Consider the following 24,630-nt stretch of genomic DNA (forward strand, 5'->3'; position numbering starts at 1 on the left):
CCCCCGTCTTGTCTGCATTCAAAGGAACCAGTTTGTTTTCTAAGTGGTCAACCATTTATTGAAAATTGGTTGGCATATGCGGATGTCGGAGACAACAGTTCCTCTGCCGGGTCATTCCTACTGGCCCACGACTTTAGTCTTGTGTCGGCTATGGGTGCTTCGGGCGAGAAACGCAAACGGCAGCCCGTAGGCTGCCGTTCATAGAGGAAGGAAGGGGGATCAGGCGGGACAATCGTTCTGCAGGGCCATCGCGGACTCGTAGATCTCGCCCGCCTGGCTGCCGGTTTCTTCCAGGTAGCGGTCGATGGTCTCCTGCAGTACGGGCGCCCAGTCGGGATGGTCGAGGGCGTTCTCGATGACCAGAAACTCGTGGCCGGCCGCTTCGGCGTCCTGGCGGCCCTGGCGGATCAGTTCGTCGTAGACGGCGGCGGCGCGCAGCGACCATTCCATACCGCTATGGTCGTCGATCACCTGCTGCAGGTCCTCGGGCAAGCCGTCATAGGTGCGCTGGCTCATGGTGGCGAACAGCGACAGGTCGTAGAGCGGCACCTCGGTGTGATAGCTGGCCAGTTCGTTGAGGCGGAAGGTCTTCATGCCTTCCCAGTTGAAGCTCAGGCCGTCGACTACGCCGCGCTGCATGGCGGTGAAGACCTCGGGGGCGGGCATGCCCACGGCCTGAGCGCCTAGCCGGGTGAACATGTCGCCCACCACCGGCGTGGGGCGGCGCAGGCGCAGGCCCTCCAGGTCCTGGGGGGTCTCGATCAGGCGCTCCCGGGTGTGCAGGTAGCCGGGTCCGGTGGTGAACATGAACAGCGGGCGGCTATCGGAATACTCCGTCTCGAAGTGGCCTTCCTCGTAGAGCGACTGCAGGATGCAGGACCCTTGGCGGCTGCTGGCCGAGACGCCCGGCAGTTCGACCACCTGGGTCAGCGGGAAGCGTCCCGCGTTGTAGCCCTGGGCCGAGGCGCCGATATCGGCGACACCGTTGACGGCGCTTTCGTAGGTCTTGTCGGACTTGGCCAGGGTCTGGCTGGGGTAGACCTCCACCTCGAGGCGGCCATCCGAGGCCGCTTCGACGCTCTCCGCCCAGGCCTGGAACAGCTCGCGGTCGATCAGCGAGCCGCCGGGCCAGACGTGGGCGATGCGCAGGGTGGTCGCCTCGGCCAGGGTCGGCGTGGCCAGGAGAGCGGCGGCCAGAGCGCTGGACAGGGCGATACGGTTCACGATCTTGCTGGGTGTCATGGGGATTCCTCTTGTCGTTATGTTGTCGTTTTGTTGTTGGATCACTTACAGGTCCAGCACCAGGACCTTGCTCTTCGAGCGTGAACAGCAGGGGGTGAACTGGTCGTTGGCGGCATGCTCGCCGTCGTCCAGGTAGAGATCCCGATGATCGGGCTCGCCCTCCAGCACCCGGGTCAGGCAGGTGCCGCACACCCCCTGCTCGCAGGAGACCATGATCTCGATGCCGTTCTCGGCCAGTACCTGGTACACCGTCTTGTCGGGGGGCACGGAGAAGCTGGCGCCGCTGCTGGCGATCCTGACCTCGAAGCTGTCGTCGTCCGCGGTGTCGGTCACGGCGCCCGTGAAGTACTCGGTATGCAGCCGCTCGCCGGGCCAGCCCTTCGCCTTGGCAGTCGAGAGCACCGCGTCGATGAAGCCGGCGGGGCCGCATACGTAGACGCGGGCCTCGGGGTCTGGCGTTCCCAGCAGAGTCTCGAGATCCAGCTTCTGCTCCGGCGCGCCGTCGTCGAAATGGAAGTGCACCCGCTCGGCGAAGCCGGAGTTGGCGATGCGCTTGCGAAAGGCGGTGCGCTCGACGCTGCGCGTGCAGTAGTGCATCTCGAAGTCGCCCTCGGTGTGGGCCAGTCGCTCGGCCATGCACAGCAGTGGAGTAATGCCGATGCCTCCGGCCAGCAGCAGGGTGCGGCCGGCGGGCTTGAGCGGAAAGTGGTTCTTCGGCGCGCTGATCTGCAGCAGATCGCCCACCTGGATCTCCTCATGCATGGCCACTGAGCCGCCGCGGGAGGCGGGTTCGTTGAGCACGCCGATCAGGTAGCGGTCGCGCTCCTCGGGGTGGTTGCACAGCGAATACTGGCGAATGAATCCGTCCTTCACCCGCACGTCGATATGCGCGCCGGCGCTGAACGCGGGCAGCGGCCTACCATGCGGATCGGCCAGCTCGAAGGTGACGATATCCTGGGCTTCCGGGTGGCGCGCCTTGACCTCGACGATCAGCGAGAGAGGAACGCCGCTCATGCCGTGGCCTCCTCTTTGTCGGCTTCCTGCTCCTCGGCGAGGATGCGGTCGATGATGCGCCGCGCCTGAACGCCGCCGCCGTCGATGTTGAGCTTGAGCAACTGGCGATCCGGATAGCGCAGCAGATTGCGCTGCTGGGCCTCGAGCATCTCCAGGTCCTCGGCGAAGATCTTGCCCTGGCCCTCGCGGATTCGCTCGGTGAGCGCGTCGTCCTCGGGCTTGAAGTTGCGCGCCATGCCCCAGAAGTACCAGATCGAGGTGTCGGTCTCGGGGGTGATGAAGTCCACCACGATGCTCGACGCCTTGACCTCCGCCGGGGCTTCGTAGCCGCCGTGGCCGGCGTGGGCCACGCCGACCTCGATATGGACATGGCTCGGCGGGGTGAAACGGCAGATCTGCCAGCGGTCCACCGGCACGTCGTCGGCCAGGCCGTTGCCCCGCAGCGCCGCCTGCCAGAAGGGCGGCGCCGGAATGCTCGCCATGTGCCGGCTGGTGATGACCGCGGTGCCATCGACGCGGGTCTCGGGGGCGGCTTCCTCGATCTCCGGCTGGCCGATGCTCGAGGCATGCACATAGGTCTCATGGGTAAGGTCCATGAGGTTGTCGATCATCAGGCGGTACTCGCAACGGACGTGATAGAGCCCGCCGCCGTAGGCCCAGTCCGGGTGGTCGGCCCAGTGCAGTGCCGGAATCAGGTCGGGGTCGGCCTTGTCCGGGTCGCCCGGCCAGATCCACACGAAGCCATGGCGCTCTTCCACCGGGTAGGCGCGAACGTTGGGGAAGCCGCGCACTCGCTGGCCCGGCATGCCGGCGCACTTGCCGTCGCAGCCCATCTCCAGGCCGTGGTAGCCACACACCAGCTTGCCGTCGCGTACGAAGCCGAGCGACAGCGGGGCGCCGCGGTGGGGGCAGAAGTCTTCCACGGCAGCGACACGCCCCTCGTCGCCGCGAAAAAATACGATAGGCTCGTTGCAGATGGTGCGTCCCAGCGGCTTGTCCGCGAGTTCGTCCGGGGTGCCGGCGACGTACCAGGTGTTCTTGGGGAAGGGGGCCTGTGCGGTCATGGTTCTCTCCTCGGCGGGTCACGGTGCGATGTTGTATTTGGATCCAAAGTAAAGGTCCTATGGTAAAAACAGGTCAACTTATGCTTTAGTTGGATCCAATTGGCGAGTTCGGAACAACGATAGGAAAATCAGGTGGGTAACAGCGACAAGAGCGTGGTGAGCCGATTGCGCAAGCTGATCGGCGAGGGGCACTATCCCTCGGGCGAGCGTCTTGGCGAGGTGGCGGTGGCGGAGCAGCTGGGCGTCTCACGGACCCCGGTGCGCCTGGCCTTCCGCACCCTGGAGCAGGAGGGGCTGCTGCAGCGGGCCGGCAAGCGCGGCTTCATGGTGCGCGAGTTCACCGAGGCCGACGTGCATTGCGCCGTGGAGGTGCGCGGCGTGCTGGAGGGGCTGGCGGCGCGCCGCCTGGCCGAGCACGGTTTATCCGGGGCGCTGGAGGCCGAGCTGCAGGTTTGGATCCAAAGGGGGCGGGATCTGTTGGCTAAAGGCTATTTGGAGGAGCGCGATGTCGACGTCTGGAGTGAGCTCAACCGTCATTTCCACGAAGCCATCGTCGGTTCGGCCGGTAGCCCGGTAATCGGTGATGCCATCGCCCGCAACAACCACCTGCCCTTCGCCGCCGCCGACTCCATCATCATCGACAGCGAAGCTTTGGATCGGGAGTATCGCAAGCTGCAACTGGCCCAGGTGCAGCACGAACTGGTGGTTCAGGCGCTGCGCCACGGCGAGGGGGCGAGAGCCGAGATGCTGATGCGCGAGCACGCCTTCATCGGCCTGCGCTACGGGGAGCTGTTGGGCCTGGGCTCGGGACGCGGGCAAGCGGAAGACTGACGTCGTCGAGTACGCTACCAAGGGGCCGTTCCGCCGGCGGGGGCCGACTCATAGACCAAGGTCGATTACGAAGTCGCTTGGCGGTAGTTTATTCTTTCACGCATGCGAACTCATGTTCGTTTTGCGAACATTCCTACAATAAACGAGGAATCATCATGAAGCCTACTTTTGCACGGTGCCTGCTGGCAGCTTCCATTGCCGGACTGACGATAGCTTCCGCCGCCCAGGCTTCCACTACCCTGCGCATGGCCCACTTCTGGCCGGGCGCCTCGGGGATCAACCAGGACATCTTCGAGGCCTGGGCCGACACCATCGAGGAGGAGTCCGGCGGCGAGCTGCGCGTCGAGATGTTCCCCTCCGGCACCCTGGCCAAGCCCGACGCCATCTACGAGGCGGTAGGCAACGGCATCGCCGATATCGGCGCCACGGCGCAGGGCTACACCGCAGGCCGCTTCCCTCTGTCGCAGATCGTCGAGCTGCCCGGCGTGGCGGGCACCGCCACCCAGGGTGCCTGCGTGCTCCAGACCCTCTACGACGAGGGCCATCTCGACGAGGAGTATGCCGATACGCGGCCGCTGTTCATGTTCACCACCGGGCCGGGCGGGATTCACACCATCGACACCGACGTCCAGGTGCCGTCCGACCTCGAGGGCCTGCGCATTCGTCGCCCCACCGCCGTGGCCGGCGAGATGCTCGAGAACATGGGCGCCAACCCCGTGGGCATGCCGGCGCCGGAGATCTACACCGCCATGCAGCGTGGCGTCGTCGACGGCCTGAGCTTCCCGTGGGAGGGCCTCAAGGGCTTCCGCATCAACGAGCTGGTCAACTATCACACCGAGGTGCCGTTCTACACGCTGATCTTCGTGGCCACCATGAGCCAGCGCACCTACGACGGCCTGAGCCCCGAGCAGCAGGCCGTGATCGACGCCAACTCCGGCATGAAGTGGGCCGAAAACGCCGGCGCCGTCTTCGATCGGCTCGACGTGGAGGGTAAGCAGGAGGCCAGAGACGCCGGCCACACCATCCGCGAGATCGAGAATCCGCTGGAGGATCCGGACTGGCAGGCGCCGCTCCAGGATGGCATCGAGAGCTATCTTGCCCAGGTCGAGGAGCGTGGCCTTCCGGCCCGCGAGGTCTACGAGGCGGCCCTCGCCGCCAGCGAGTCCTGCGCGGCCGATCAGGGGTAAGCCATGCGGGCTTTCCTCGAACGGGCCAGCCACTGGCTGGCCCTCGTCTGTCGCGTCGTCGCCGGCATCGCCCTGCTGGCGCTGCTGACGGTGACCATCGCCGACGTCGGCACCCGCTACCTCTATCGTCTCACCGAGGGGGCCATCGCCCTGCGCGTCTCCGGCAGCGTGGAGCTGGTGAGCTACCTGATGCTCTGCGCGCTACTGGCCGCCATGGCGGCCAACGTGGAGCGCAGCCAGGTGGTGGTGGAGGCCTTCTCCCATGGCCTCGCGCCGGCCATCAAGCACCGGCTGCACGGTGTCTATCTGCTGGGCTTCGCCGCGCTGGGCCTGGCGCTCTTCCTCGGCCTGCTCGAGTCGGCCACGGCGGCGTCCCGTCACGGCGAGGTCACTCAGGACCTGCGCCTGCCCTTGGGCCCTATCTACCAGGTGGCCGCGGCGCTCAGTCTGTTGCTCGGCGTGCGTAGCCTGATCCACGCGCTGCTCGGTGCGGTCTTCGGCGCCGAACAGGAGGTTTCCCATGGGGAGTGAAGCGATCGGCGCCATCGGCCTCGGCATGCTGCTGGTGCTGATGGTGCTGCGCGTGCCGGTGGCGCTGACCATGCTGGCGGTCGGGGTGGTGGGCTTCGCCCAGGTCATCAGCTGGGACGCGGCCATCGCCCAGGTGAAGACGGTGCCGGTGGAAGTGCTCTCCAACTATAGCTTCAGCGCCGTGCCCATGTTCATCCTGATGGGCGTGCTGGCGGCGCACTCCGGCATGGCCGGCAAGCTGTTCCACTCCACTCGGGTGATCTGCGGCGGCTGGAAGGGCGGTCTGGCGATCGCCGCGGTGGGCTCTTGCGGCATCTTCTCGGCGATTTCCGGCTCGTCGCTGGCCACCGCCAGTACCATGACCCGGGTCGCGCTGCCGGAGATGGAGCGCTACGGCTACAACCGGGGACTCGCCACCGGCGCCCTGGCCGCCGGCGGCACGCTCGGCATCATGATCCCGCCCTCCATTGCACTGCTGATCTACGCCATCCTCACCGAGCAGTCGGTGGGCGACATGTTCATGGCCGGCCTGGTGCCGGGGCTGATGGGGCTGGTGATGTACGCGCTCACGGTCAGCGTGGTGATGCGGATCAAACCCTCGCTGGCGGTGGCCGGCGAGCCCACGCCGTGGAAGGAGAAGCTGCTGTCGATGACCGGCCTGGTGCCCTTCTTCGCCGTGTTCCTGGTGATGATCCTGGGCATCTACTTCGGCGCCTTCACGCCTACCGAGGGGGCCAGCGTCGGCGCCTTCGCCACGCTGCTCTATGCTCTGTTCAAAGGCATGCGCTGGAGCGGGCTGTGGCACAGCGTGCAGGAGACCCTGGCGCTCTCCGCGGTGGTGTTCTTCATGCTGGTGGGCGCCGAGACGCTGGGTTATTTCATCTCGGTGTCGCGCATCTCGTTCTCGATCAGCGATTTCCTCTACGGCGCGGACCTGACCCCGATGCTGGTGGTGCTGTGCATCCTGCTGCTCTACTTCGTGCTGGGCATGTTCATGGACTCCATCGCCATGCTGGTGATCACCGTGCCGGTGGTGTATCCCATCATCCAGTCGCTGGGCATCGACCCGGTGTGGTTCGGCATCATCACGGTGCTGACCGTGGAGCTCGGGCTGATCACCCCGCCGGTGGGCATGAACGTGTTCGTGATCAAGGCCATGGCGCCCCACGTGGGGCTCGGTGAGATATTCCGTGGCGTGGCGCCGTTCATCGTCTCGGACTTCATTCGCCTGGCGCTGCTGGTGGCGTTCCCCGTGCTGACGACTCTGTTTTTGATCTAGCGCGTCGACGCTCACCACGCCCCCGGCTCAGTTCGCCTGACCGGGGGCGTCGTGTTTACGGGGTTCCGCCCGCGTGCTGCCGCACCCTGAAGTCCCGCGGCGAGAGGCCGGTATTGCGCTTGAAGAAACGGGTGAAGTAGGCCGGTTCGGAAAAACCGAGGCTGTCGGCGATCTGGCTGATGGTCATGTTGGTGTAGGTGAGCTGGCGCTTGGCCTCGAGCAGCAGACGCTCGTGAAGTAGCTGGAGCGCGCTGCGGTCGGCCAGGCGGCGGCACAGGGCGTTGAGGTGCGCGCTGCTCATGCCGAGCTGCTCGGCGAAGCGCTCGACGCCGGGCTGCTGGCGGTACTGCGCCTCGATCAGCGCCTGGAAACTCGCCAGGTGCTCGTATCCGCGCTGGCGCACCCCCGGGGCGGAGCCGGGCAGGGCGTGCGGCTCGGCCAACCGCGCCAACGCCACCGCCAAGGCCTCGACCAGCGCATCCAGCATGCGGTCGCGTCCCGGCGCGGGCTGGCGGTACTCGGCGTCGATCTCGGCTATCAAGATGGCCAGGCGCCGGGCCTGGGGTGCTTGCACGAGCCGATGGTAGTCGGCGTGCCGGAGTACCTTGGCCTGCTCCCCGAGTCGCTGCTCCAGCCGCTCGGCTAGCGGCCGTGCCAGGGTGATGACATGGCCTTCGACATCCTGTGAGAAGTGAAAGCCATGGATGGTCATCGCCGGCACCACGATCGCGAGCGGCCCTTGCAGGCTGTGCTGCGTGCCCTCTAGCTCCAGCTCGACCTGGCCGGCAGCGACGTGCAGCACATGCACCAGGTCGGCATGACGGTGGGGGCGGATGTGCCAGTCGTGCAACCGGCTGCGCTCGGGTATCGACTCGCAGTGCAGCAGGTCCGGCGTCGGCCAGTGGCGGGTCTCGCCATAGAGCTTGAAGACGGGAACCGGTGCCTGCGTTGGGCGGGTCATGGCGCCTCCTGTAGCCCCGCTACGACCAAAGTCGAGCTGCGAGTTGCCAAAAGTCCAAGTGACGATACGAATCTTGCCTTAAATACCTGTCCGTTTCATTCAAAAATGCAATTCATGTCACGCCCTGACGACAGAACGAGGCATTTTCATGAAGACCCAGGTAGCCATCATCGGTGCCGGCCCCTCCGGGTTGCTGCTCGGCCAGCTGCTGAGCCGCCAAGGCATCGACAACGTCATACTCGAGCGCAAGAGTGGCGAGTACGTGCTCAGCCGCATCCGTGCCGGCGTATTGGAGCAGGGCATGGTCGACCTGCTGCGTGAGGCCGGCGTCGACGAGCGCATGAATGCGGAAGGCCATCCGCACAGCGGCGTTGAACTCGCCTTCGACAACCGTCGCGTGCGGGTCGACCTGGCCGGGTTGACCGGCGGCAAGACGGTGATGGTCTACGGCCAGACCGAGGTGACCCGCGACCTGATGGCGACGCGCGAGGCGAGCGGCGGCACGACGATCTACGAGGCCGATAACGTCCGGCTCCACGATCTCGAATCCGACAGCCCCTATGTCACCTTCGAGAAGGACGGCGAAACGCTGCGCCTCGACTGCGACTACGTGGCCGGCTGCGACGGTTTCCACGGCATCTCGCGCCAATCGATCCCCGCCGATCGCATCAAGGCGTTCGAGAAGGTCTACCCGTTCGGCTGGCTCGGTGTGCTCTCCGATACGCCGCCGGTTTCTGACGAGTTGATTTACGCCCGCCATGCTCGCGGCTTCGCCCTGTGCAGCATGCGCTCGCCGACACGCAGCCGCTATTACGTGCAGGTGCCGCTCGACGAGAAGGTGGAGGATTGGTCCGACGAGCGCTTTTGGGAGGAGCTCAAGCGTCGTCTGCCGGAGGACGTGGCGGCCCGGCTGGTCACCGGCCCCTCAATCGAGAAGAGCATCGCCCCGCTGCGCAGCTTCGTGGTCGAGCCGATGCAGTACGGCAAGCTGTTCCTGGTGGGCGATGCCGCGCATATCGTGCCGCCCACCGGCGCCAAGGGGCTCAACCTGGCGGCAAGCGACGTCAACACGCTCTATCGGCTGATGGTCAAGGTCTATCATGAAGGCCGCACCGACCTGATTCCCAACTACTCACAGACCTGCCTGAAACGGATCTGGAAGGCCGAGCGCTTCTCCTGGTGGATGACCTCGCTGCTGCACAAGTTCTCCGACGAGGAGGATTTCGAGACCCGCATGCAGCAGGCGGAACTCGACTACCTCACCTCGTCGGAAGCGGGCCTGACGACCATTGCCGAGAATTACGTGGGGCTGCCCTACGAAACGCTAGAGTAACGACGCCACCGTCGTAGCTTTGCCCGGGCATCGGTATTGCCCGGGCTTTTTTTGCGGCGCTCAGAAGCCACGAAACGTGGCGATGCTCGCCAGCGGCTCGCGCTCGGTGATGAAATGATTCTCCGGCGCCTCGGTGTCCTCATGCCCCAGGGCGATGGCGCACAGCACCAGTTCGTTGTCGCCGAGCCCGAGCTGCTCGCGGATGATCGCGTGGTACCAGGCCAGCGCGGCCTGGGCGCAGGTGTGCAGGCCCTGGCCGCGGGCGGCCAGCATCAGGCTCTGGATCAGCATGCCGGCGTCCATGTAGCTGCCGGCCTCGAGTCGCCGGTCCAGCGTGACGATCAAAGCCACCGGAGCGTCGAAGAAGTGGAAGTTGCGGCGCATCTGCTCATGGCGCCGGGCCTTGTCCTCACGCGCTATGCCTAGGGTCTCGTAGAGCCCGTAGCCGCAGCGCTGGCGGCGCTCGCGGTAGGGTTCGAACCATTGGCTGGGATAGTAGGTGTATTCGGGTTGGTGTTCTTCGCCGCTGTCGAAGGCGCCGAGGATGGCGTCGCTCAGGCGCTGTTGCGCCTCGCCCGCCACCACGTGCACCTTCCACGGCTGGATATTGTTGCCGCTAGGGGCGCGGCCGGCCACCTCGATGATGTGCGCCACGCTCTCGCGGCTCACCGGGACGGGCAGGAAGCGGCGTACGGATTTGCGGCTGCGGATGGCGTCGTCGACGTGCATGGTGACTCCTCGCAAAACAGGGCTGGATAGCCGGGCGCTGGCGGGCAGCGGCCCGGCTGAGCGTCAGGAATTGACCAGATGACAGCCGCTCTGCTCCAGCGGCAGGAAAGCCTCATCGCCCGAAATGGTACGCAGGATGCGGTAGAGGTCCCATTCGCCTTCGGATTCGTCCGGCGACTTAACCTCCACCAGGTACATATCGTGAACCATGCGGCCGTCCTCACGGACTCTGCCGTTGGTGGCGAACATGTCGTTGACCGGCGTCTCGCCCATCCAGGCGCGCAGTGTATCGGCATCGTCTGTGCCGGTGGCTTCGATGGCGTTAAGGTAGTGCATCACGCTGGAATAGACCCCGGCCTGGACCATGGTCGGCATGCTGCCGACGCGCTCGAAGTAGCGCTGCGCCCAGGCGCGGGAGTCGTCGTTCATGTCCCAGTACCAGCCGGTGGTGAGTTGCATGCCCTGGGTGGTCTCCAGGCCCAGCGCATGAATGTCGTTGAGGAACACCATCAGCCCCGCCAGCGCCTGACCCGATTCCGCCAGTCCGAACTGGCCGGCGGTGTTGATCGCGTTGACCGTATCGGCGCCGGCGTTGGCCAGGCCGACGATCTTCGCCCCGGAGCCCTGGGCCTGCAGTAGGTAGGAGGAGAAGTCGGCGGTGTTCAGCGGGTGGCGCACCTTGCCCAGTACCTGACCGCCGCTTGCTTCCACCACCTTCTCCACGTCCGCCTCCAGCGAGTGGCCGAAGGCGTAGTCGGCGGCGATGATGAACCAGGTGTCGCCGCCCTCCTCGACGATGGCGCGGGTCGAGCCGTTGGACATGGCGTGGGTGTCGTAGACCCACTGGATATGGTTGGGCGTGCAATGCTCGTTTGTCACGCTGAGAGCGGCGGCGCCGGCCACCATACCGATCTTGTCGTGCTCGGCAAGCAGTTGGGTGGCGGCGATGGTGACCGATGAGGCGACCAGCCCGCCGACCATGTCGACGTTGCGCTGGTCGATCCACTCGCGCACGGTGTTGGCGCCCACATCGGCGCTGTTGCGGTCGTCGGCGCTGAACACCTCGATGGGTGCGCCGTGGAGGCTGCCGCCGTGGTCCTCCACGGCCATGCGCAGCGCTTCGAGCCCGCCTGGCCCGGCCAGGTCGCGGTAGGGGCCGGACATGTCGGCAAGGTAGCCGATGCGGATCTCATTGTCGCTGATCTCGGCCTGGGCGCTACCGGCGGCGAGCGCCACGGCCAGGCCCAGTAGGCCGCCTTTTAAGGTGAAGTGACGTTTTACGGACATACGAACTCTCCTGCCTCGTCGCATGACGAAGCCATTGTTGTTGTGGTTCGAAAGGGTGTGTCGCTAACGGTCGGTTTGAATGGTGGGTGGTCAGCTCTCCTCATGCTCGGCAATGAGGGCATCCTGCATGGCGATGGCTTCCAGGTCCTTCTGAAACTTGTTGAGGTAGTGCAGCAGGCTCACCGTCTCGTCGAAGGTGAAGTTCGAAAGTCCCTGGGCGTAGAACTCATGGATCTTCGGCTGCAGGCTCTCCCAGAAGGCGCGGCCCTTGTCGGTGAGCAGAATCAGGCGCGCGCGCTTGTCCTCGGGGTGCGGTATGCGCTGCACGTGGTCGTCCCGCTCCAGCCTCTTGAGCACGCCATCGAGACTCTGGCGGCTGACGATCAGGTATTCGGTGAGCTGGTTGAAGGAGACGCCGTCCTCATACCCCTTGCGCGACAGGGCGCCCAGCACGGCCCACTGGACCGTGGTGAGGCCGACCTGACCGACCGTCTGCTTCTGCAGGATGTTGCTGGCCTGGAAGAGACGGAAAAACAGCCGGTTGGCCACGCTCTTGTCGTCCTGAATCGCCATCGATGGCACTCCTTTGTCGAGCAGCGCCGCCAGGCGAAGGTCAGGGCATCCGGTCGCGATGAGGTGGGTCATCTGGGCACTGCCTGGCGGGCGATGATGTTTTTCATGATCTGGGCGGTACCGTCACCGATCTGCAGCCCCAGCACGTCGCGCATGCGCTGGGAGAAGGGCATGTCCTCGCCCCAGCCGGTGTGGCCGTGGGCCAGCATGCACTGCTTGATCGCATCGAAGGCGAGCTTCGGCCCCCACCACTTGTTCATGGCCGCTTCGCTGGTGTGGGGCAGCGCGTTGTCCTTCAGCCATAGGGCGTAATAGCACTGCAGGCGGGCCGCCTGGACGTAGGTCTGGTACTCCGCCAGCGGATGGGTCAGGCCCTGGAAGGCGGAAAGCTTGTGGCCGAAGGCCTCACGCTCGGTGAGCCACTGCCAGGTCTCGTCCAGCGACTGCTGTGCCACCGCCAGGCATTGCAGGCCGATCAGCGCGCGGCTGTAGTCGAAGCCCTGCATCACCTGCTTGAAGCCTTGGCCCTCGTCGCCGAGCATGTGATCGGCCGGTACCGCGACATTGTCGAAGAAAATCGAGCCCCGGCCAATGGCGCGCTGCCCGGAATCCTCAAAGCGGCTGGTGAAAATGCCTGGCGAATCCATCGGCACCAGGAAGGCGCTGATGCCGGAAGCGCGCTGCTCCTGGGTACCGGAGCGGGCGAAGACCACCGCCACGTCGGCCTGGTCGGCCATGGAGATGGAGGTCTTCTCACCTTTGAGCAAGAAGTTGGAGCCGGCGCGGGTGGCCTTGAGCTTGAGGTTGGCGGCGTCCGAGCCACCGTGGGGCTCGGTCAGCGCGATGCAGGCGATCTTGCGTCCGGCGGTGATGCCTCCGAGCCACTCCCGAGCCAGTTCGGGGCGGGCGTAGCGGGCGAGGATCTGGCCGTTGAGCGAGGCCAGCAGTGGCAGGTAAGCGACGTTGAAATCGCCGCGGGCGATCTCCTCGACGATGATGCCGCTGGTCACGCAGTCCAGGCCGCTGCCGCCGTACTCCTCGGGCAGCTCGCCGCCTAGGCAGCCCATCTCGCCGAGTTGGGCGACGATGTCGCGCTCGATGCGAGCCTCCTGCTCGCGGGCCCGGTAGCGCGGCGCCAGGGCGACGGCGGCCAGCCGCGCCACGCTCTCGCGAATGGCCTGTTGCTGTTCGGTAAAGGCAAAGTTCATTCTGTTGTCCTCGCGCCGGGGGCCGTCACGTGTAGTACTTGCGGAACTGGGGCTTGCGCTTCTCCTTGAAGGCGGCCACCCCTTCGCGCGACTCGTCGGTCTCGTAGTAGAGACTCAGGGCCTGCATGCCCAGCGCGCCAATGCCGGCGATGTTCTCGCTGTCGGCATTGAACGAGCGCTTGGCGATGGAGAGTGCGGTGGGGCTCTTCTCGAGGATCTCGTCGCACCAGCGACGCACCTCCTCGTTGAGCTGCTCGGGCGACACCACGGCATTGACCAGGCCCCACTCCAGCGCCTGGGCGGCGCTGTACTTGCGGCACAGGTACCAGATCTCGCGAGCACGCTTCTCGCCTATGACCCGGGCGAGGTAGGCGGTGCCGAAGCCCGGGTCCACCGAGCCCACCTTGGGACCGACCTGGCCGAAGATGGCCGTGTCGGCAGCGATGGAGAGATCGCACACCACGTGCAGCACATGACCGCCGCCGATGGCGAAACCGTTGACCCGGGCGATGACCGGCTTGGGCACCTGGCGGATCAGCGTCTGCAGCTCTTCCACCGGCAGGCCGATGATGCCGCGGCCATCGTACTGCCCTTCATGGGCGCCCTGGTCGCCGCCGGTGCAGAATGCCTTGTCGCCGGCGCCGGTCAGTACGATCACGCCGATCGATTTGTCCCAGCCGGCGCGGTTGAAGGCGTCGAGCAGCTCCATGCAGGTCTGGCCGCGAAAGGCGTTGTAGCGCTCGGGGCGGTTGATGGTGATGGTCGCCACGCCGTCGGTGACGTCGTAGAGGATGTCTTCGTAGTTCATTACATGAACCCCTTTTCGAAGCTGAATAGAGCCCAGGAAGCTGATGTTTCATGTCGCGAGCGAAGTTAGGTTGGTCGTCGCCGGAGCACAGAAACCGGAGCCTATGCGGTACTAGGTGAGGATTTCGCGCACCGCCGACGGCCATCTCTTCGCAAAGGGCGCGAGCGCAGCAATGCATCAGCGCTTACTAGCCGGACATGGTCAGGCCGCCGGACACACTAATCACCTGGCCCGTGATGAAATCGGCATCATCGCTGGCGAGCAGGGCAATGATTCCGGGGTAGTCCTCGGGCTGGCCGATGCGGCGCATGGGCACGGCGTTGCGAAACGCCTCGAGCAGCTTCTCCGGGTCGCGGGAGGTCTCGGCGAAGCCCTGCAGCAATGCGGTGTCGGTGGGGCCGGGGCAGACCACGTTGAGCGTTACGCCCTTGGTGGCGAGCTCGCGGGCCAGCGTCTTGCTCAGACCCAGCAGCCCGGCCTTGCACGCGGCGTAGACCGCCTCGCCGGAGGAGCCGACCCGGGCGGCGTCGGAGGCGATATTGATCACTTTGCCGCCGCCGGCCTCGATCATCTTCGGCAGCACCACGTGATGCATGTTGAGCGCGCCGGTGAGGTTCACCGCGATCAGCGATTCCCACAGTGCCGGCTCGGTCTTGAGGAACGGCATGAAGCGATCGAAGCCGGCGTTGTTGACCAGTACCTTGGGCACGCCGAGTTCGGCCTCGATGCGCTCGACGGTATCAACGATGGCGGCGTAGTCGGTGATGTCGGCGCCATAGGCGCGGGCCTGGCCAGCGGCTTCGGCGATCAACTCCACCGTGGTGCGGGCGGCATCCAGGTCACGGTCGAGTACCGCCACCTTGGCACCTTCCTCGGCGAAGCGTCGGCATACGGCGCGGCCGATGCCGCCGCCGCCACCGGTAACGATGACGGTCGTGTGCTTGAGTCCTCTCATGCGGTTCTCTCTTCCTATCCAAACGGCTATTCAAAGCGCTATGTGAACGGGCGAAGCGCGAGCAGTCTCAGGCCGACAGGGGCGGGACAGCCTGGTTGGCCTGCTCACGTAGCTTGAACTTCTGGATCTTTCCCGAGGGCGTGCGCGGCAGCTCGTCGAGCACTTCGAGAAACTCCGGCTGGTACTGGCGCGTCACCTGGCGCTCGGTAAGAAAGGCCGTGACCTCCGCGAGCGTCAGCGACTCGTGGCCCTCCTTGAGGGTGACGTAGGCGCACAGGCGCTCGCCCAGGCGCTCATCGGGGCGGCCCACCAGCGCCACGGCCTGGATCGCCGGGTGCTGGTAGAGCGCGTTCTCGATATCGACGATGGGAATGTTTTCGCCACCGCGGATCACCACGTCCTTGGAGCGCCCGGTGATGCGTACGTAGCCCTGCTCGTCGAGCCGCGCCAGGTCGCCGGTGGGAAACCAGCCTTCCGCGTCCACGCCGTAGAGTTCGGGCTGCTTGAAGTAGCCGACGAACAGGCTGGCGCCGCGCACATAGAGCGGCCCCTCCTCGCCGGGCGGCAGGGTGTTGCCCTCCAGGTCGGTCACCTTGAGTTCCATGAAGGGCAGCGGCAGGCCGTCGGTGTGCACGGCGCGGGAAGGGTCGTCGCCGGGGCGGGTAGTCGTCACTGCGCCGTTCTCGGTCATGCCCCAGGCGGAGATGATGCGCGTCGGTAGGTTGCGGGCGGCCTTCTCCACCAGCGAGCTGGGGATCGGCGCGCCAGCACACATGAACAGCTTGAGCGACTGCAGGTCGGGGCCGTGAGCCTCGGCCTGCTCGGCGATGTCGGCGAGGAAAGGCGTGGAGCCGAGCATCAGGCTGGGCGTTTCGGCGCGGATGATCGTCACGGCATCGGCCGGCTTCCAAGTGTCCTGCAGTACGGCGGTGGCCTTGAGATAGATCGGCATCATCAGGCCGTATAGGAAGCCGAGCTGGTGGGCCAGCGGGGAAGGCATGAAGACGGTATCGTCGTTGCCCAACCCTAGGCGAGTGACGAAGGGGCGGATGTGGCTCATCAGAGTGTTGGAGGTATGCATCACGCCCTTGGGCTTGCCGGTGGTCCCCGAGGTGTAGAGCAGCTGCACCACGTCGTCGCCCCCGGGGCGGCGCTCGCGGAACAGCGCGGCGGTATTCATTTCCTGCTCCCAGGCGCGCTCGAGTAGCACCGCCTCGAAGCCGTCCTCGCCCTGCCCGCCAATCTCCAGGACCTGTTCGAGTGAGCCCAGTTCGGTTTTCAGACGGCGCGCCATGGCGGCGTGATCGAAACCGCGGAACGTGCCGGGCACGACGAGCACCTTGCTGTCGGCCTGGTCCAGCATGTAGCGCAGCTCGTGCTCGCGGAATATCGGCATCAGCGGGTTGAGCACCGCGCCGATACGCACGCAGGCCAGGTGCAGCGCGGTCATCTGCCACCAATTGGGCAGCTGGCAGGAGACCACGTCGCCCTTCGCCACGCCCAGGCCGGCCAACCCGGCGGCTATACGCACGACCGTCTCGTTCAGCTCGTGATAAGTCAGTGAGTCGCGAGCTTCGTCGGTCATGCGGTAGGTGACGATGGCGGGGCGATTGGCGGCGCTGGCCACGGCGTCATCCAGATAATCCGTCAAGAGCATGTCATTCCAGGCACCACTGGCGACCATGGCTTGCCTGCGCTCAAGGGTCAGGTTCGTTTCGATAGCCATACAAGCTCCTGATATTGCGTTGTTCGTTGTTGTGCTGGCGCAGGGGCCTGGTGGCTGGCTGCCCGGCGCGTCATGAAATCAAGCTAGGCGAGCCTGAAATTTATGTCAATACATTGTCTTTTATTCTGATGAGTCTAGACTGCGAAGGTAGGGCAGGCGTGTGGCGGAAACCAAACTGTGACAAGCTCTTGTTATGTGCCGCGGCGCCTGGCGCACAACACCATCACACAGCGAGACGAGCCATGAGCCGAGCCGTGACCCTGATCCGCGAGGGCAACTGCGCACGGATCACCCTGTTCAACCCACCGGTCAATGCACTGACCCAGCGCCTGCGCCGCGAGCTGCTGCAAGCCCTGGCGGCGGCCGAAAGCGACAGTGCGGTGGAGTGGGTGCTGCTGAGAGCGGGCGGTCGCTGCTTCTCGGCCGGCGCCGACATGGGCGAGCTCGATCGCTTGCATGAGGCGCCTTCCCTGCCCGAGCTGACGCTTGCCATTGAGAGCGGCGCCAAGCCCTGCGTGGCCTGGCTGCATGGGGCGGTGCTCGGCGGTGGGCTGGAGCTGGCCATGGCCTGCGACTACCGAATCGGCCCGCCCGAATTGCGCCTGGGGTTGCCGCAAATCGCGCTGGGGCTGATTCCCTGCGCCGGCGGCACTCAGCGTCTGCCCCGGCTGGTGGGGCTGGTCGCGGCGCTGCGCCTGCTGCTTTGCGGCGACACCATCGGCGCCGGCGAGGCGCTGCGGTTCGGGCTGATCGATCGTGTCGCGCCGCGCCTGCACGTTGAGGCCGAGCAGCAGCAGGAGGCGTGGACGCTGGCTACGCAGGGGGGAAGGCGAACGCGAGACCGACGCATCAAGGTGCCGGTGGCCGACGTGGTGGGCTGGCTCGACGCTCAGTATCGGGCCCTGCCCCGGGAAGAGCGGGACAACCCGGCCTGTGTCAGGATGATCGCGGCGTTACGGGCCGCCGTGCACGAACCCTTCGACGAAGGGCTGCGGCGCGAATGGGCCTTGCATCTGGAATGCCTGGGATCGCCGGAGCATCGGGACAGGGTCGAAGCGCGGCAGGGCTCTCTCCGCCGGCCACACCGGGCGGCGCGCGGCGACTTGCCTAAGGAGGCCTCTTGAAGCGCTGATTCGTTGGAGCGGCGCTTTTCAGCTGTGCGCTGTGCTACCGAAGAGATCCGCGCCAGGCAATTGCTATCGACAAGAGAGCTGACCCAGGAACATCTTGGATAGAGACATGATCAGAAAAGTCGGCAATACCGAGATACGGCCCAAGCACAAGGCGACCTGTCACTGTGGCGCGGTCGAACTCGAGTTGACGCTACCCAACGGGATCGAGGATCCGAGGCGCTGCGACTGTTCCATCTGCCGTAGAAAAGGCGCCATCGTTGCCTCGGTCGGTCTCGATGGGCTGCGCATCGTCAAGGGCGAAAATATCTTGACGCTCTACCAGTTCAATACCCGGACAGCGAAGCACTATTTCTGCGCGAACTGCGGTATCTATATGCACCATCAGCGGCGTTCCGATCCCAACGAATATGGCTACAACGTCGGCTGCCTGGAGGGCGTCAATCCTTTCGAGCTGGGCGAGGTGCCGGTGTCGGACGGCGTCAATCATCCCTCGGATCGTAAGGGAAGCTGACAAGCACGTCCCTCTCGCAGCGCTCCGGCTGTTCGAGCACGTGCCTAACGATCATTTACACTGGGCACTGCGTGCGGATAGCTCACGGAGCCCTGATGCGAAGCTTTCTCTACGACACCCTGATCCTGCGGCTCACCTCCCGCTGGTACGCCGAGGTGCTGAGCCGTGTGCCGGAGGGCGCAATGCTGCTCGACGTGGGGGTCGGCACGGCCGGTGCGCTGCTGGCCAATGCCGAACAAGTGCAGCGCAAGGACCTGCGCGTGACCGGCATCGACATCGATGCCGATTACATCGCACGAGCCCGCCAGAGAATTCACAACTCCTCATTGGCCGAGCGTGCCGAGGTTCGACTCGAGTCCGTCTACGATCACCTCGGCGGGCCCTATGAGGCGGTCTACTTCTCTGCCAGCTTCATGCTCCTGCCGGAACCCGAGCGGGCCCTGCGCCACTGCCGCGAGCTATTGGCCCCGGGCGGGCGCATCTTCTTCACTCAGACCTTCCAGCAGCGGCCCTCTCCCTGGATGGAGCGCTTCAAGCCCATGCTCAAGCGGATCACCAGCATCGACTTCGGCCGCGTGACCTACGAAGACACCTTCAAGACGCAGCTAGATGCCGTTGGGCTGACGCTGGCGGAGTTCACGGTGCTGTCGCGCCACGGCAGCAGGGCGTCGTGCCTGGTCGTGGCCGCGCCTCGGTAGGCGCAGTCTGGTAGTTGGCGAGCGCAGGCACTGTTGTTCGGCCAGCGCTAGGGATAGCGCCCGCTGCGACGGTTTTCCACCAACACCGCGAGGATCGCGTTGGCCTCCTGCATGATCGGCGAAGGTATCTCGCCCATGCGGCGGCTGCAGAGAACCGGCGAGGTCAGGGTGCGGTCGTCGAGGTAGACGTAGACGATGCCGTCTCGCTGTACCCGCTTGACCTGCTCGGGTACCAGGGTGATGCCCAGTCCCGAAGCAACCAGGCCAAGCGCCGTCTGCAGTTCGTGCGCCTCCTGCGCCACCGTAACCTTGAGGCCCTGGCGGCGGAACAGGCCCAGGGTGATGTCGGCGAGGCTGGGGCGCGGCCGGGCCGGGAACAGGATCAGCGGGTCCTCGGCCAGTTGGGCCAGGGTCGGTGTCGTGCCGGCAAGGGGGTGGCCCGCCGGTAGCGCCGCCATCAGGGGCTCGTCGAACAGCACCTCCTGCTCCACGTCGGGGTCGTCGATGCGCAGCCGGCCGAAGCCGATGTCGATGCGTCCCGCCTTCAGCGCCTGGATCTGCTGAACCGTGGTCAGTTCGACCAGCGTCATCTCCACGTCATTCTTTCGTCGTAGCTCGCGCACCAGCAGCGGCAACTGCCCGTAGAACACCGACGGCACAAAGCCGATGCCGAACACCACGCGGTTGCTGCGGGCCAACCGGCGCGTCGCTTCCACCGTGGCATCGACCTTCTCCAGTATCTGCAGGGTATGCTCATGGAAGAGCTGGCCGGCCGCGGTCAGGCGCAGCCCGCGCGCGCCGCGGGCGAACAGTTCGGCACCGATTTCCTGCTCCAATTGCTTGATTTGCCTGGACAATGGGGGCTGCGCCATATGCAGGCGCGCCGCCGCGCGGGTCAGGTTGAGCTCCTCTGCGACGACGCAGAAGTAGCGTAGATGGCGCAGCTCCATGATACCTCCAGGGTATGGCTCCGGACCCAAACGATATTGGTTTCGCTGACAACGGGCAAGCAGACTGCCATTCATCGACGCCCCTATCGGAACCGGAGCCCGCATGACCGTGATCGACACCATCGAGACGCTGCTGGTCGACCTGCCGACCATCCGCCCCCACAAGCTCTCCATGGCCACCATGGCCTGCCAGACGCTGGTCATCGTGCGCATGCGCCACAGCGACGGCATCGAGGGACTGGGCGAGGGCACTACCATTGGCGGGCTCGCCTACGGCCCGGAAAGCCCGGAGAGCATCAAGCGCAACATCGACACCTACCTGGCGCCGCTGCTGATCGGCCAGCTTTCGGACAATCCCAACGCGCTGCGTGCCCGTCTCGACCGCCACGCCCGTGGCAACGCCATTGCCAAGTCGGCGCTGGAGACCGCACTGCTCGACGCCCAGGGCAAGCGCCTGGGGCTGCCGCTGGCCGCACTGCTCGGCGGCGCACGCCACGACCACCTGCCGGTGCTTTGGACACTGGCCAGCGGCGACACCGCCCGCGATATCGACGAGGCCTTCCAGCGCCTGGAACAGCGCCGCCACTGCGACTTCAAGCTCAAGATCGGTGCCAACGCCGTGGAGGACGACGTGCGCCACGTCGCCGCGATCAAGGAGGCGCTGGGCGAGCGGGCAAGCGTCAGGGTCGACGTCAACCAGGCCTGGGACGAGAGCACGGCGGTGCGCGGCATTGCCGCCCTGCAGGCCGCCGGTATCGACCTGATCGAACAGCCGATTCCCGCCCGTGAACACGCCGGGCTGGTTCGCCTGGCGGGCCGCTTCGAGGTGCCGATGCTGGCGGACGAGGCGGTGGCCGACGCTCGCGACGGCTTCGCGCTGGCCGCGGCCGGCTTCAGCGGTGCCTACGCGCTGAAGATCGCCAAGGCCGGCGGCCCCCGCGGCGCCCTGGCCTTGGCGCAGGTGGCCCAGGCGGCCGGCATCGGCCTCTACGGCGGCACTTTATTGGAGGGCACGATCGGCACCGCTGCCTCGCTGCACGCCTGGGCGACGCTGCCCGAGCTTACCTGGGGCAGCGAGATGTTCGGCCCGCTGCTGCTCAAGGACGACATCGTCGCCGAGCCGCTCGGCTACGGCGAGTTCGGCGTCGCGCTGCCCAAGGGGCCGGGGCTGGGTATCGTCCTCGACGAAGACAAGCTGGCCCATTACATGCGCCGGGTGTGAGCCGAATGCCCGTCGAAGCCATTACGGGAGGAGTGACGAGATGCTGTTTCAAGTGGAAATGACCGTCAAGCTGCCGCCGGACATGCCGGCCGAAGAGGCCGCCGCGATCAAGGCGCGCGAGAAGGAGTACGCCCAGGAGCTGCAGCGCCAGGGCAAGTGGCGCCACCTGTGGCGGGTCGCCGGCAGCTACGCCAATGTCAGCATCTTCGACGTGCGCGACAACGCCGAGCTGCAGGAGTTGGTGGGCGGCCTGCCGCTCTTCCCCTGGATGGAGATCGGCGTCAAGCCGTTGTGCCGCCATCCCTCGTCCATCCGTGAGGACGACAGCTGAGGTCACGGAGACAGGTTCGAGCAACGCCAGCCCCCACCCGAGCGGGCGACATGACAATTAGAGAGGAAATCCCATGACCGTGAAGATATTCGATACCCCCGAGGTGCAAGACTTCCTGAAGACCGTGGCCGGTTTCGACCAGGCCGGTGGCGACGAGCGCGCCAAGCAGATCATGCATCGTCTGTTGTCCGACCTCTTCCGGCTGATCGACGATTTCGACGTCACTCCCGAAGAGTACTGGTCGGCGGTCAGCGTGCTGAACGCACTGGGCCAGGGCACCCAGTTCGGCCTGCTCTCGCCGGGGCTCGGCTTCGATCACTTTCTCGACATGCGCATGGATGCTGCCGACGAGGCGGCGCGTCGCAACGGCGGCACGCCGCGCACCATCGAGGGGCCGCTCTACGTCGCCGGTGCCCCCGAGGCCGTGGGCTTCGCGCGCATGGACGACGGCCGGGACCCGGACGGCGAGACCATGTGGCTGACCGGCCAGGTCCGCGACACCGACGGCAAGCCCATCGCCGGCGCCAAGGTCGAGATCTGGCATGCCGACTCCAAGGGCGGCTACTCCTTCTTCGATCCGAGTCAGAGTGAGTACAACCTGCGCCGCACCATCGTCACCGACGCCGAGGGGCGCTACACCGCGCGCAGCATCATCCCCTCGGGCTACGGCGTGCCGGAAGGTTGCGCCACCGACCAGGTGCTCAAGGCGCTGGGTCGTCACGGCGAGCGTCCCGCGCATATTCACTACTTCATCTCCGCGCCGGGGTATCGCCATCTGACCACCCAGATCAACCTGGCGGGCGACCCCTACACCTTCGACGACTTTGCCTTCGCCACCCGCGAGGAGCTGGTGATCGAGGGTCAACGCATCGAGGACGCCGCCGAGGCCGAGAAACGCGGCCTGGAAGGTCTCTTCACCGAAGTGGTGTTCGACGTCGAATTGGCCGCTACCGACGCCCCGGAGTTGCAGACGCGCCATGCGCGCCCGCGCGCCAAGGAGAGCGAAGAGGCCGTCAGCGAGCAGGCTGCCACCGCCCAGGTCTGATCCCCCTTAACCCGATGTTAGGGAGTACCACCCACCGGCCCCGGCCGATGGGGCAGGGAAACCCTGGACAACCGACAAGAGCCACGAGGAGTTGGAGCCATGACCGCACAGCTTGATCGTCTCGAGAAACGCGTTCGCGGCGCCGTCGTCGACGACCCCGAGAACGGCATCTTCCGCTGCCACCGCAGCATGTTCACCGATCCGGCCTTCTTCGAGCTGGAGATGAAACACATTTTCGAGGGCAACTGGCTGTTCCTGGCCCACGAGAGCCAGGTCGCGGAGCCGGGCGACTACATGACCGTCACCATGGGCCGCCAGCCGGTGATCATCACCCGCGACAAGCAGGGTGAGCTGCATGCGTTGATCAACGCCTGCGCCCACCGCGGCGCCACCCTGTGCCGCAAGAAGCGCGGCAACAAGGGTACCTTCACCTGCCCGTTCCACGGCTGGTCGTTCAAGAACGACGGCAAGCTGCTCAAAGCCAAGAACGAGAAGACCGGTGCCTATCCCGAGGGCTTCAAGCAGGAGGGCTCGCACGACCTCAAGCGCGTGGCGCGCTTCGAGAACTACCGCGGCTTCCTGTTCGGCAGCCTCAGCGCCGACGTCGCCCCGCTCACCGAGTACCTGGGCGAGACCACCAAAATCATCGACAACATCGTCGACCAGGCGCCAGAGGGGATCGAGATCCTGCGCGGCACCTCGTCCTACACCTTCAACGGCAACTGGAAGCTGGGCGCCGAGAACGGGGCCGACGGCTACCACGTCAGCACCGTGCACTGGAACTACGCCTCGACCATGGAGCGGCGCAACTACGACGCCGGCGGCACCAAGGCGGTGGACGCCAACGGCTGGTCGAAGAGCATGGGCGGCTTCTACTCCTATGAGAACGGCCACATGATGCTGTGGACGCGCCTGCTCAACCCCGAGGTGCGCCCGGTCTACTCCCAGCGAGAGCGCATCGAGCAGGAGCTCGGCGAGGCGCGCGCCGACTCCATCGTCAACCAGACCCGCAATCTCTGTCTCTACCCCAACGTCTACCTGATGGACCAGTTCTCCACCCAGATCCGTGTCATCCGACCGATCGCCGTGGACAAGAGCGAGGTCACCATCTACTGCTTCGCACCCAAGGGCGAATCCGCCGAGAACCGCGCCCTGCGCATCCGCCAGTACGAGGACTTCTTCAACGTCAGCGGCATGGGCACGCCGGACGACCTGGAGGAGTTCCGTGCCTGCCAGAACGGCTACGCCGGGCTCGACGCCGAGTGGAACGACCTCTCCCGCGGCGCCAAGCAGTGGATCAATGGCGCCGACGATAACGCCCGCGCCATCGACATGAAGCCGCTGCTCAGCGGCGCCTCGCCCGAGGACGAGGGGCTCTACGTGCTGCACCACAAGCACTGGGTCGAGGAAATGCTGCGCGCCATCGAGCGCGAGCGCGGCCAGTTCATCGCCACCATGCCCGTCGCAACCAGCGCATCCTGAGGAGGGCATCATGAGCATCGACTTTCTGGCCATCCAGGCCTTCGTTCATCGCGAAGCCCGCCTGCTCGACGACCGCGAGTGGGACGAGTGGCTGACCTGCTACCACAAGGACGTCGTCTTCTGGATGCCGGCCTGGGACGACGACGACCGGCTGACCGAGGACCCGCAGACCGAGATCTCGCTGATCTACTACCCCAACCGCGAGGGGCTCGAGGATCGCGTCTACCGCATCAAGACCGAGCGCTCCGGGGCCACCAGCATTCCCGAGCCGCGCACCACCCACCAGGTCTCCAACCTGGAGGTGCTCTCCCAGCAGGGCGACACGGTCGAGCTGCGTTTCAACTGGCACACCCTGAGCCACCGCTACCAGCAGACCAGCGCCTACTTCGGCACCTCGTTCTACACACTGGACGTGAGCGGCGATGCGCCGCTGATCACCTACAAGAAGGTGGTGCTGAACAATGACTACATCCACCAGGTCATCGATATCTATCACATCTGAGCGACCGCGATCCCGGTGGGAGGAGACG

General features: G+C 65.7%; 25 protein-coding genes. 13 read left to right on the plus strand and 12 right to left on the minus strand.

Annotation, left to right across the window (positions count from 1 at the left end):
• Window positions 1-219 precede the first annotated feature (219 nt).
• Genes CYJ07_RS14250 through CYJ07_RS14260 form a run of 3 tightly spaced genes read right to left on the minus strand, consistent with a single transcriptional unit; the run spans window position 220 to window position 3,320 of the window.
• Complete coding sequence (locus tag CYJ07_RS14250; RefSeq protein WP_104204378.1) at window positions 220-1,242, minus strand: TRAP transporter substrate-binding protein; 1,023 nt, start codon at window positions 1,240-1,242, stop codon at window positions 220-222.
• Window positions 1,243-1,287: 45 nt separating this feature from the next.
• A complete protein-coding gene (locus CYJ07_RS14255; protein ID WP_104204379.1) occupies window positions 1,288-2,256 on the minus strand; it encodes a PDR/VanB family oxidoreductase in 969 nt (322 codons plus the stop codon).
• Window positions 2,253-3,320 (minus strand): aromatic ring-hydroxylating dioxygenase subunit alpha, encoded by a 1,068-nt coding sequence (locus CYJ07_RS14260; RefSeq protein ID WP_104204380.1) that lies wholly within the window; start codon window positions 3,318-3,320, stop codon window positions 2,253-2,255. The genes CYJ07_RS14255 and CYJ07_RS14260 overlap by 4 nt, the downstream gene beginning before the upstream one ends.
• A 132-nt stretch (window positions 3,321-3,452) precedes the next feature.
• Between CYJ07_RS14260 and CYJ07_RS14265 the strand changes: the two genes are divergently transcribed.
• The 4 genes from CYJ07_RS14265 to CYJ07_RS14280 all read left to right on the plus strand — a co-directional run bounded on the left by CYJ07_RS14265 (window position 3,453) and on the right by CYJ07_RS14280 (window position 7,148).
• On the plus strand, window positions 3,453-4,151 hold the full coding sequence (locus CYJ07_RS14265; RefSeq protein ID WP_104204381.1) for a GntR family transcriptional regulator: 699 nt from the start codon (window positions 3,453-3,455) through the stop codon (window positions 4,149-4,151).
• Between the two features lie 155 nt (window positions 4,152-4,306).
• On the plus strand, window positions 4,307-5,338 hold the full coding sequence (locus tag CYJ07_RS14270) for a TRAP transporter substrate-binding protein (RefSeq protein ID WP_104204382.1): 1,032 nt from the start codon (window positions 4,307-4,309) through the stop codon (window positions 5,336-5,338).
• A 3-nt stretch (window positions 5,339-5,341) separates the two neighbouring features.
• Window positions 5,342-5,869 (plus strand): TRAP transporter small permease subunit, encoded by a 528-nt coding sequence (locus CYJ07_RS14275; protein WP_104204383.1) that lies wholly within the window; start codon window positions 5,342-5,344, stop codon window positions 5,867-5,869.
• Complete coding sequence (locus tag CYJ07_RS14280) at window positions 5,859-7,148, plus strand: TRAP transporter large permease (protein WP_104204384.1); 1,290 nt, start codon at window positions 5,859-5,861, stop codon at window positions 7,146-7,148. The genes CYJ07_RS14275 and CYJ07_RS14280 overlap by 11 nt, the downstream gene beginning before the upstream one ends.
• Window positions 7,149-7,203: 55 nt before the next feature.
• Here CYJ07_RS14280 and CYJ07_RS14285 read toward each other — a convergent pair whose 3' ends face one another.
• Window positions 7,204-8,109: a helix-turn-helix domain-containing protein gene (locus tag CYJ07_RS14285; RefSeq protein WP_104204385.1), complete on the minus strand. Its 906-nt coding sequence runs from the start codon at window positions 8,107-8,109 to the stop codon at window positions 7,204-7,206.
• A 148-nt stretch (window positions 8,110-8,257) separates the two neighbouring features.
• On the opposite strand from CYJ07_RS14285, the gene pobA reads away from it, so the two are divergent.
• Window positions 8,258-9,442: a 4-hydroxybenzoate 3-monooxygenase gene (gene pobA / locus CYJ07_RS14290; RefSeq protein WP_104204386.1), complete on the plus strand. Its 1,185-nt coding sequence runs from the start codon at window positions 8,258-8,260 to the stop codon at window positions 9,440-9,442.
• A 60-nt stretch (window positions 9,443-9,502) separates the two neighbouring features.
• On the opposite strand, the gene CYJ07_RS14295 is transcribed toward pobA, so the two are convergent.
• The 7 genes from CYJ07_RS14295 to CYJ07_RS14325 form a co-directional block, all read right to left on the minus strand.
• On the minus strand, window positions 9,503-10,171 hold the full coding sequence (locus CYJ07_RS14295; RefSeq protein ID WP_104204387.1) for a nitroreductase: 669 nt from the start codon (window positions 10,169-10,171) through the stop codon (window positions 9,503-9,505).
• A 63-nt stretch (window positions 10,172-10,234) separates the two neighbouring features.
• Window positions 10,235-11,458 (minus strand): ABC transporter substrate-binding protein, encoded by a 1,224-nt coding sequence (locus CYJ07_RS14300; protein ID WP_104204388.1) that lies wholly within the window; start codon window positions 11,456-11,458, stop codon window positions 10,235-10,237.
• Between the two features lie 90 nt (window positions 11,459-11,548).
• The gene (locus tag CYJ07_RS14305) at window positions 11,549-12,031 is read right to left on the minus strand and encodes a MarR family winged helix-turn-helix transcriptional regulator (protein ID WP_231489644.1); all 483 of its coding nucleotides are present in this window, start codon (window positions 12,029-12,031) and stop codon (window positions 11,549-11,551) included.
• Between the two features lie 68 nt (window positions 12,032-12,099).
• Window positions 12,100-13,239, minus strand: coding sequence for a cyclohexanecarboxyl-CoA dehydrogenase (aliB, locus tag CYJ07_RS14310; RefSeq protein WP_104204390.1), 1,140 nt, complete (start codon window positions 13,237-13,239; stop codon window positions 12,100-12,102).
• 25 nt (window positions 13,240-13,264) lie between these two features.
• Window positions 13,265-14,047, minus strand: coding sequence for an enoyl-CoA hydratase-related protein (locus tag CYJ07_RS14315; RefSeq protein WP_104204391.1), 783 nt, complete (start codon window positions 14,045-14,047; stop codon window positions 13,265-13,267).
• 187 nt (window positions 14,048-14,234) lie between these two features.
• Entirely contained in the window at window positions 14,235-15,002 is a 768-nt protein-coding gene (locus tag CYJ07_RS14320; protein WP_104204392.1) for an SDR family NAD(P)-dependent oxidoreductase, read from the minus strand.
• 67 nt (window positions 15,003-15,069) lie between these two features.
• Entirely contained in the window at window positions 15,070-16,728 is a 1,659-nt protein-coding gene (locus tag CYJ07_RS14325; RefSeq protein WP_104204393.1) for an AMP-binding protein, read from the minus strand.
• A gap of 242 nt (window positions 16,729-16,970) precedes the next feature.
• Between CYJ07_RS14325 and CYJ07_RS14330 the strand changes: the two genes are divergently transcribed.
• The 3 genes from CYJ07_RS14330 (at window position 16,971) to CYJ07_RS14340 (ending at window position 19,070) form a co-directional block, all read left to right on the plus strand.
• Window positions 16,971-17,852 carry an enoyl-CoA hydratase/isomerase family protein gene (locus CYJ07_RS14330; protein ID WP_197038377.1) on the plus strand — a complete coding sequence of 294 codons (882 nt, stop codon included), beginning with the start codon at window positions 16,971-16,973 and terminating at the stop codon, window positions 17,850-17,852.
• A 115-nt stretch (window positions 17,853-17,967) separates the two neighbouring features.
• Window positions 17,968-18,372 (plus strand): GFA family protein, encoded by a 405-nt coding sequence (locus CYJ07_RS14335; RefSeq protein ID WP_104204395.1) that lies wholly within the window; start codon window positions 17,968-17,970, stop codon window positions 18,370-18,372.
• Window positions 18,373-18,467: 95 nt separating this feature from the next.
• Window positions 18,468-19,070 carry a class I SAM-dependent methyltransferase gene (locus CYJ07_RS14340; protein WP_104204396.1) on the plus strand — a complete coding sequence of 201 codons (603 nt, stop codon included), beginning with the start codon at window positions 18,468-18,470 and terminating at the stop codon, window positions 19,068-19,070.
• A gap of 47 nt (window positions 19,071-19,117) precedes the next feature.
• Here CYJ07_RS14340 and CYJ07_RS14345 read toward each other — a convergent pair whose 3' ends face one another.
• On the minus strand, window positions 19,118-20,020 hold the full coding sequence (locus CYJ07_RS14345; protein WP_104204397.1) for a LysR family transcriptional regulator: 903 nt from the start codon (window positions 20,018-20,020) through the stop codon (window positions 19,118-19,120).
• 103 nt (window positions 20,021-20,123) lie between these two features.
• On the opposite strand from CYJ07_RS14345, the gene CYJ07_RS14350 reads away from it, so the two are divergent.
• The 5 genes from CYJ07_RS14350 to benB all read left to right on the plus strand — a co-directional run bounded on the left by CYJ07_RS14350 (window position 20,124) and on the right by benB (window position 24,602).
• Entirely contained in the window at window positions 20,124-21,242 is a 1,119-nt protein-coding gene (locus tag CYJ07_RS14350) for a muconate/chloromuconate family cycloisomerase (RefSeq protein WP_104204398.1), read from the plus strand.
• A 40-nt stretch (window positions 21,243-21,282) separates the two neighbouring features.
• Window positions 21,283-21,573: a muconolactone Delta-isomerase gene (catC, locus tag CYJ07_RS14355; protein WP_104204399.1), complete on the plus strand. Its 291-nt coding sequence runs from the start codon at window positions 21,283-21,285 to the stop codon at window positions 21,571-21,573.
• A 73-nt stretch (window positions 21,574-21,646) separates the two neighbouring features.
• Window positions 21,647-22,618, plus strand: coding sequence for a catechol 1,2-dioxygenase (gene catA / locus CYJ07_RS14360; RefSeq protein WP_104204400.1), 972 nt, complete (start codon window positions 21,647-21,649; stop codon window positions 22,616-22,618).
• A 99-nt stretch (window positions 22,619-22,717) separates the two neighbouring features.
• A complete protein-coding gene (locus tag CYJ07_RS14365; protein WP_104204401.1) occupies window positions 22,718-24,100 on the plus strand; it encodes a Rieske 2Fe-2S domain-containing protein in 1,383 nt (460 codons plus the stop codon).
• Window positions 24,101-24,110: 10 nt separating this feature from the next.
• Window positions 24,111-24,602 carry a benzoate 1,2-dioxygenase small subunit gene (gene benB / locus CYJ07_RS14370; RefSeq protein WP_104204402.1) on the plus strand — a complete coding sequence of 164 codons (492 nt, stop codon included), beginning with the start codon at window positions 24,111-24,113 and terminating at the stop codon, window positions 24,600-24,602.
• The last annotated feature ends 28 nt before the right edge of the window (window positions 24,603-24,630 follow it).

Origin of the sequence: Billgrantia saliphila (assembly GCF_002930105.1) — a bacterium.
Classification (GTDB): Bacteria; Pseudomonadota; Gammaproteobacteria; order Pseudomonadales; family Halomonadaceae; genus Halomonas; species Halomonas saliphila.

Coding starts and splice junctions, on each gene's coding strand:
- CYJ07_RS14345 (WP_104204397.1), bottom strand. CDS start 20,020: ATGGAGCTGCGCCATCTACGCTACTTCTGCGTCGTCGCAGAGGAGCTC.
- CYJ07_RS14325 (WP_104204393.1), bottom strand. CDS start 16,728: ATGGCTATCGAAACGAACCTGACCCTTGAGCGCAGGCAAGCCATGGTC.
- CYJ07_RS14260 (WP_104204380.1), bottom strand. CDS start 3,320: ATGACCGCACAGGCCCCCTTCCCCAAGAACACCTGGTACGTCGCCGGC.
- CYJ07_RS14255 (WP_104204379.1), bottom strand. CDS start 2,256: ATGAGCGGCGTTCCTCTCTCGCTGATCGTCGAGGTCAAGGCGCGCCAC.
- pobA (WP_104204386.1), top strand. CDS start 8,258: ATGAAGACCCAGGTAGCCATCATCGGTGCCGGCCCCTCCGGGTTGCTG.
- CYJ07_RS14300 (WP_104204388.1), bottom strand. CDS start 11,458: ATGTCCGTAAAACGTCACTTCACCTTAAAAGGCGGCCTACTGGGCCTG.
- CYJ07_RS14270 (WP_104204382.1), top strand. CDS start 4,307: ATGAAGCCTACTTTTGCACGGTGCCTGCTGGCAGCTTCCATTGCCGGA.
- CYJ07_RS14315 (WP_104204391.1), bottom strand. CDS start 14,047: ATGAACTACGAAGACATCCTCTACGACGTCACCGACGGCGTGGCGACC.
- CYJ07_RS14305 (WP_231489644.1), bottom strand. CDS start 12,031: ATGGCGATTCAGGACGACAAGAGCGTGGCCAACCGGCTGTTTTTCCGT.
- CYJ07_RS14250 (WP_104204378.1), bottom strand. CDS start 1,242: ATGACACCCAGCAAGATCGTGAACCGTATCGCCCTGTCCAGCGCTCTG.
- CYJ07_RS14285 (WP_104204385.1), bottom strand. CDS start 8,109: ATGACCCGCCCAACGCAGGCACCGGTTCCCGTCTTCAAGCTCTATGGC.
- CYJ07_RS14340 (WP_104204396.1), top strand. CDS start 18,468: ATGCGAAGCTTTCTCTACGACACCCTGATCCTGCGGCTCACCTCCCGC.
- catC (WP_104204399.1), top strand. CDS start 21,283: ATGCTGTTTCAAGTGGAAATGACCGTCAAGCTGCCGCCGGACATGCCG.
- CYJ07_RS14335 (WP_104204395.1), top strand. CDS start 17,968: ATGATCAGAAAAGTCGGCAATACCGAGATACGGCCCAAGCACAAGGCG.
- CYJ07_RS14350 (WP_104204398.1), top strand. CDS start 20,124: ATGACCGTGATCGACACCATCGAGACGCTGCTGGTCGACCTGCCGACC.
- CYJ07_RS14275 (WP_104204383.1), top strand. CDS start 5,342: ATGCGGGCTTTCCTCGAACGGGCCAGCCACTGGCTGGCCCTCGTCTGT.
- CYJ07_RS14280 (WP_104204384.1), top strand. CDS start 5,859: ATGGGGAGTGAAGCGATCGGCGCCATCGGCCTCGGCATGCTGCTGGTG.
- CYJ07_RS14320 (WP_104204392.1), bottom strand. CDS start 15,002: ATGAGAGGACTCAAGCACACGACCGTCATCGTTACCGGTGGCGGCGGC.
- aliB (WP_104204390.1), bottom strand. CDS start 13,239: ATGAACTTTGCCTTTACCGAACAGCAACAGGCCATTCGCGAGAGCGTG.
- benB (WP_104204402.1), top strand. CDS start 24,111: ATGAGCATCGACTTTCTGGCCATCCAGGCCTTCGTTCATCGCGAAGCC.
- catA (WP_104204400.1), top strand. CDS start 21,647: ATGACCGTGAAGATATTCGATACCCCCGAGGTGCAAGACTTCCTGAAG.
- CYJ07_RS14330 (WP_197038377.1), top strand. CDS start 16,971: ATGAGCCGAGCCGTGACCCTGATCCGCGAGGGCAACTGCGCACGGATC.
- CYJ07_RS14295 (WP_104204387.1), bottom strand. CDS start 10,171: ATGCACGTCGACGACGCCATCCGCAGCCGCAAATCCGTACGCCGCTTC.
- CYJ07_RS14365 (WP_104204401.1), top strand. CDS start 22,718: ATGACCGCACAGCTTGATCGTCTCGAGAAACGCGTTCGCGGCGCCGTC.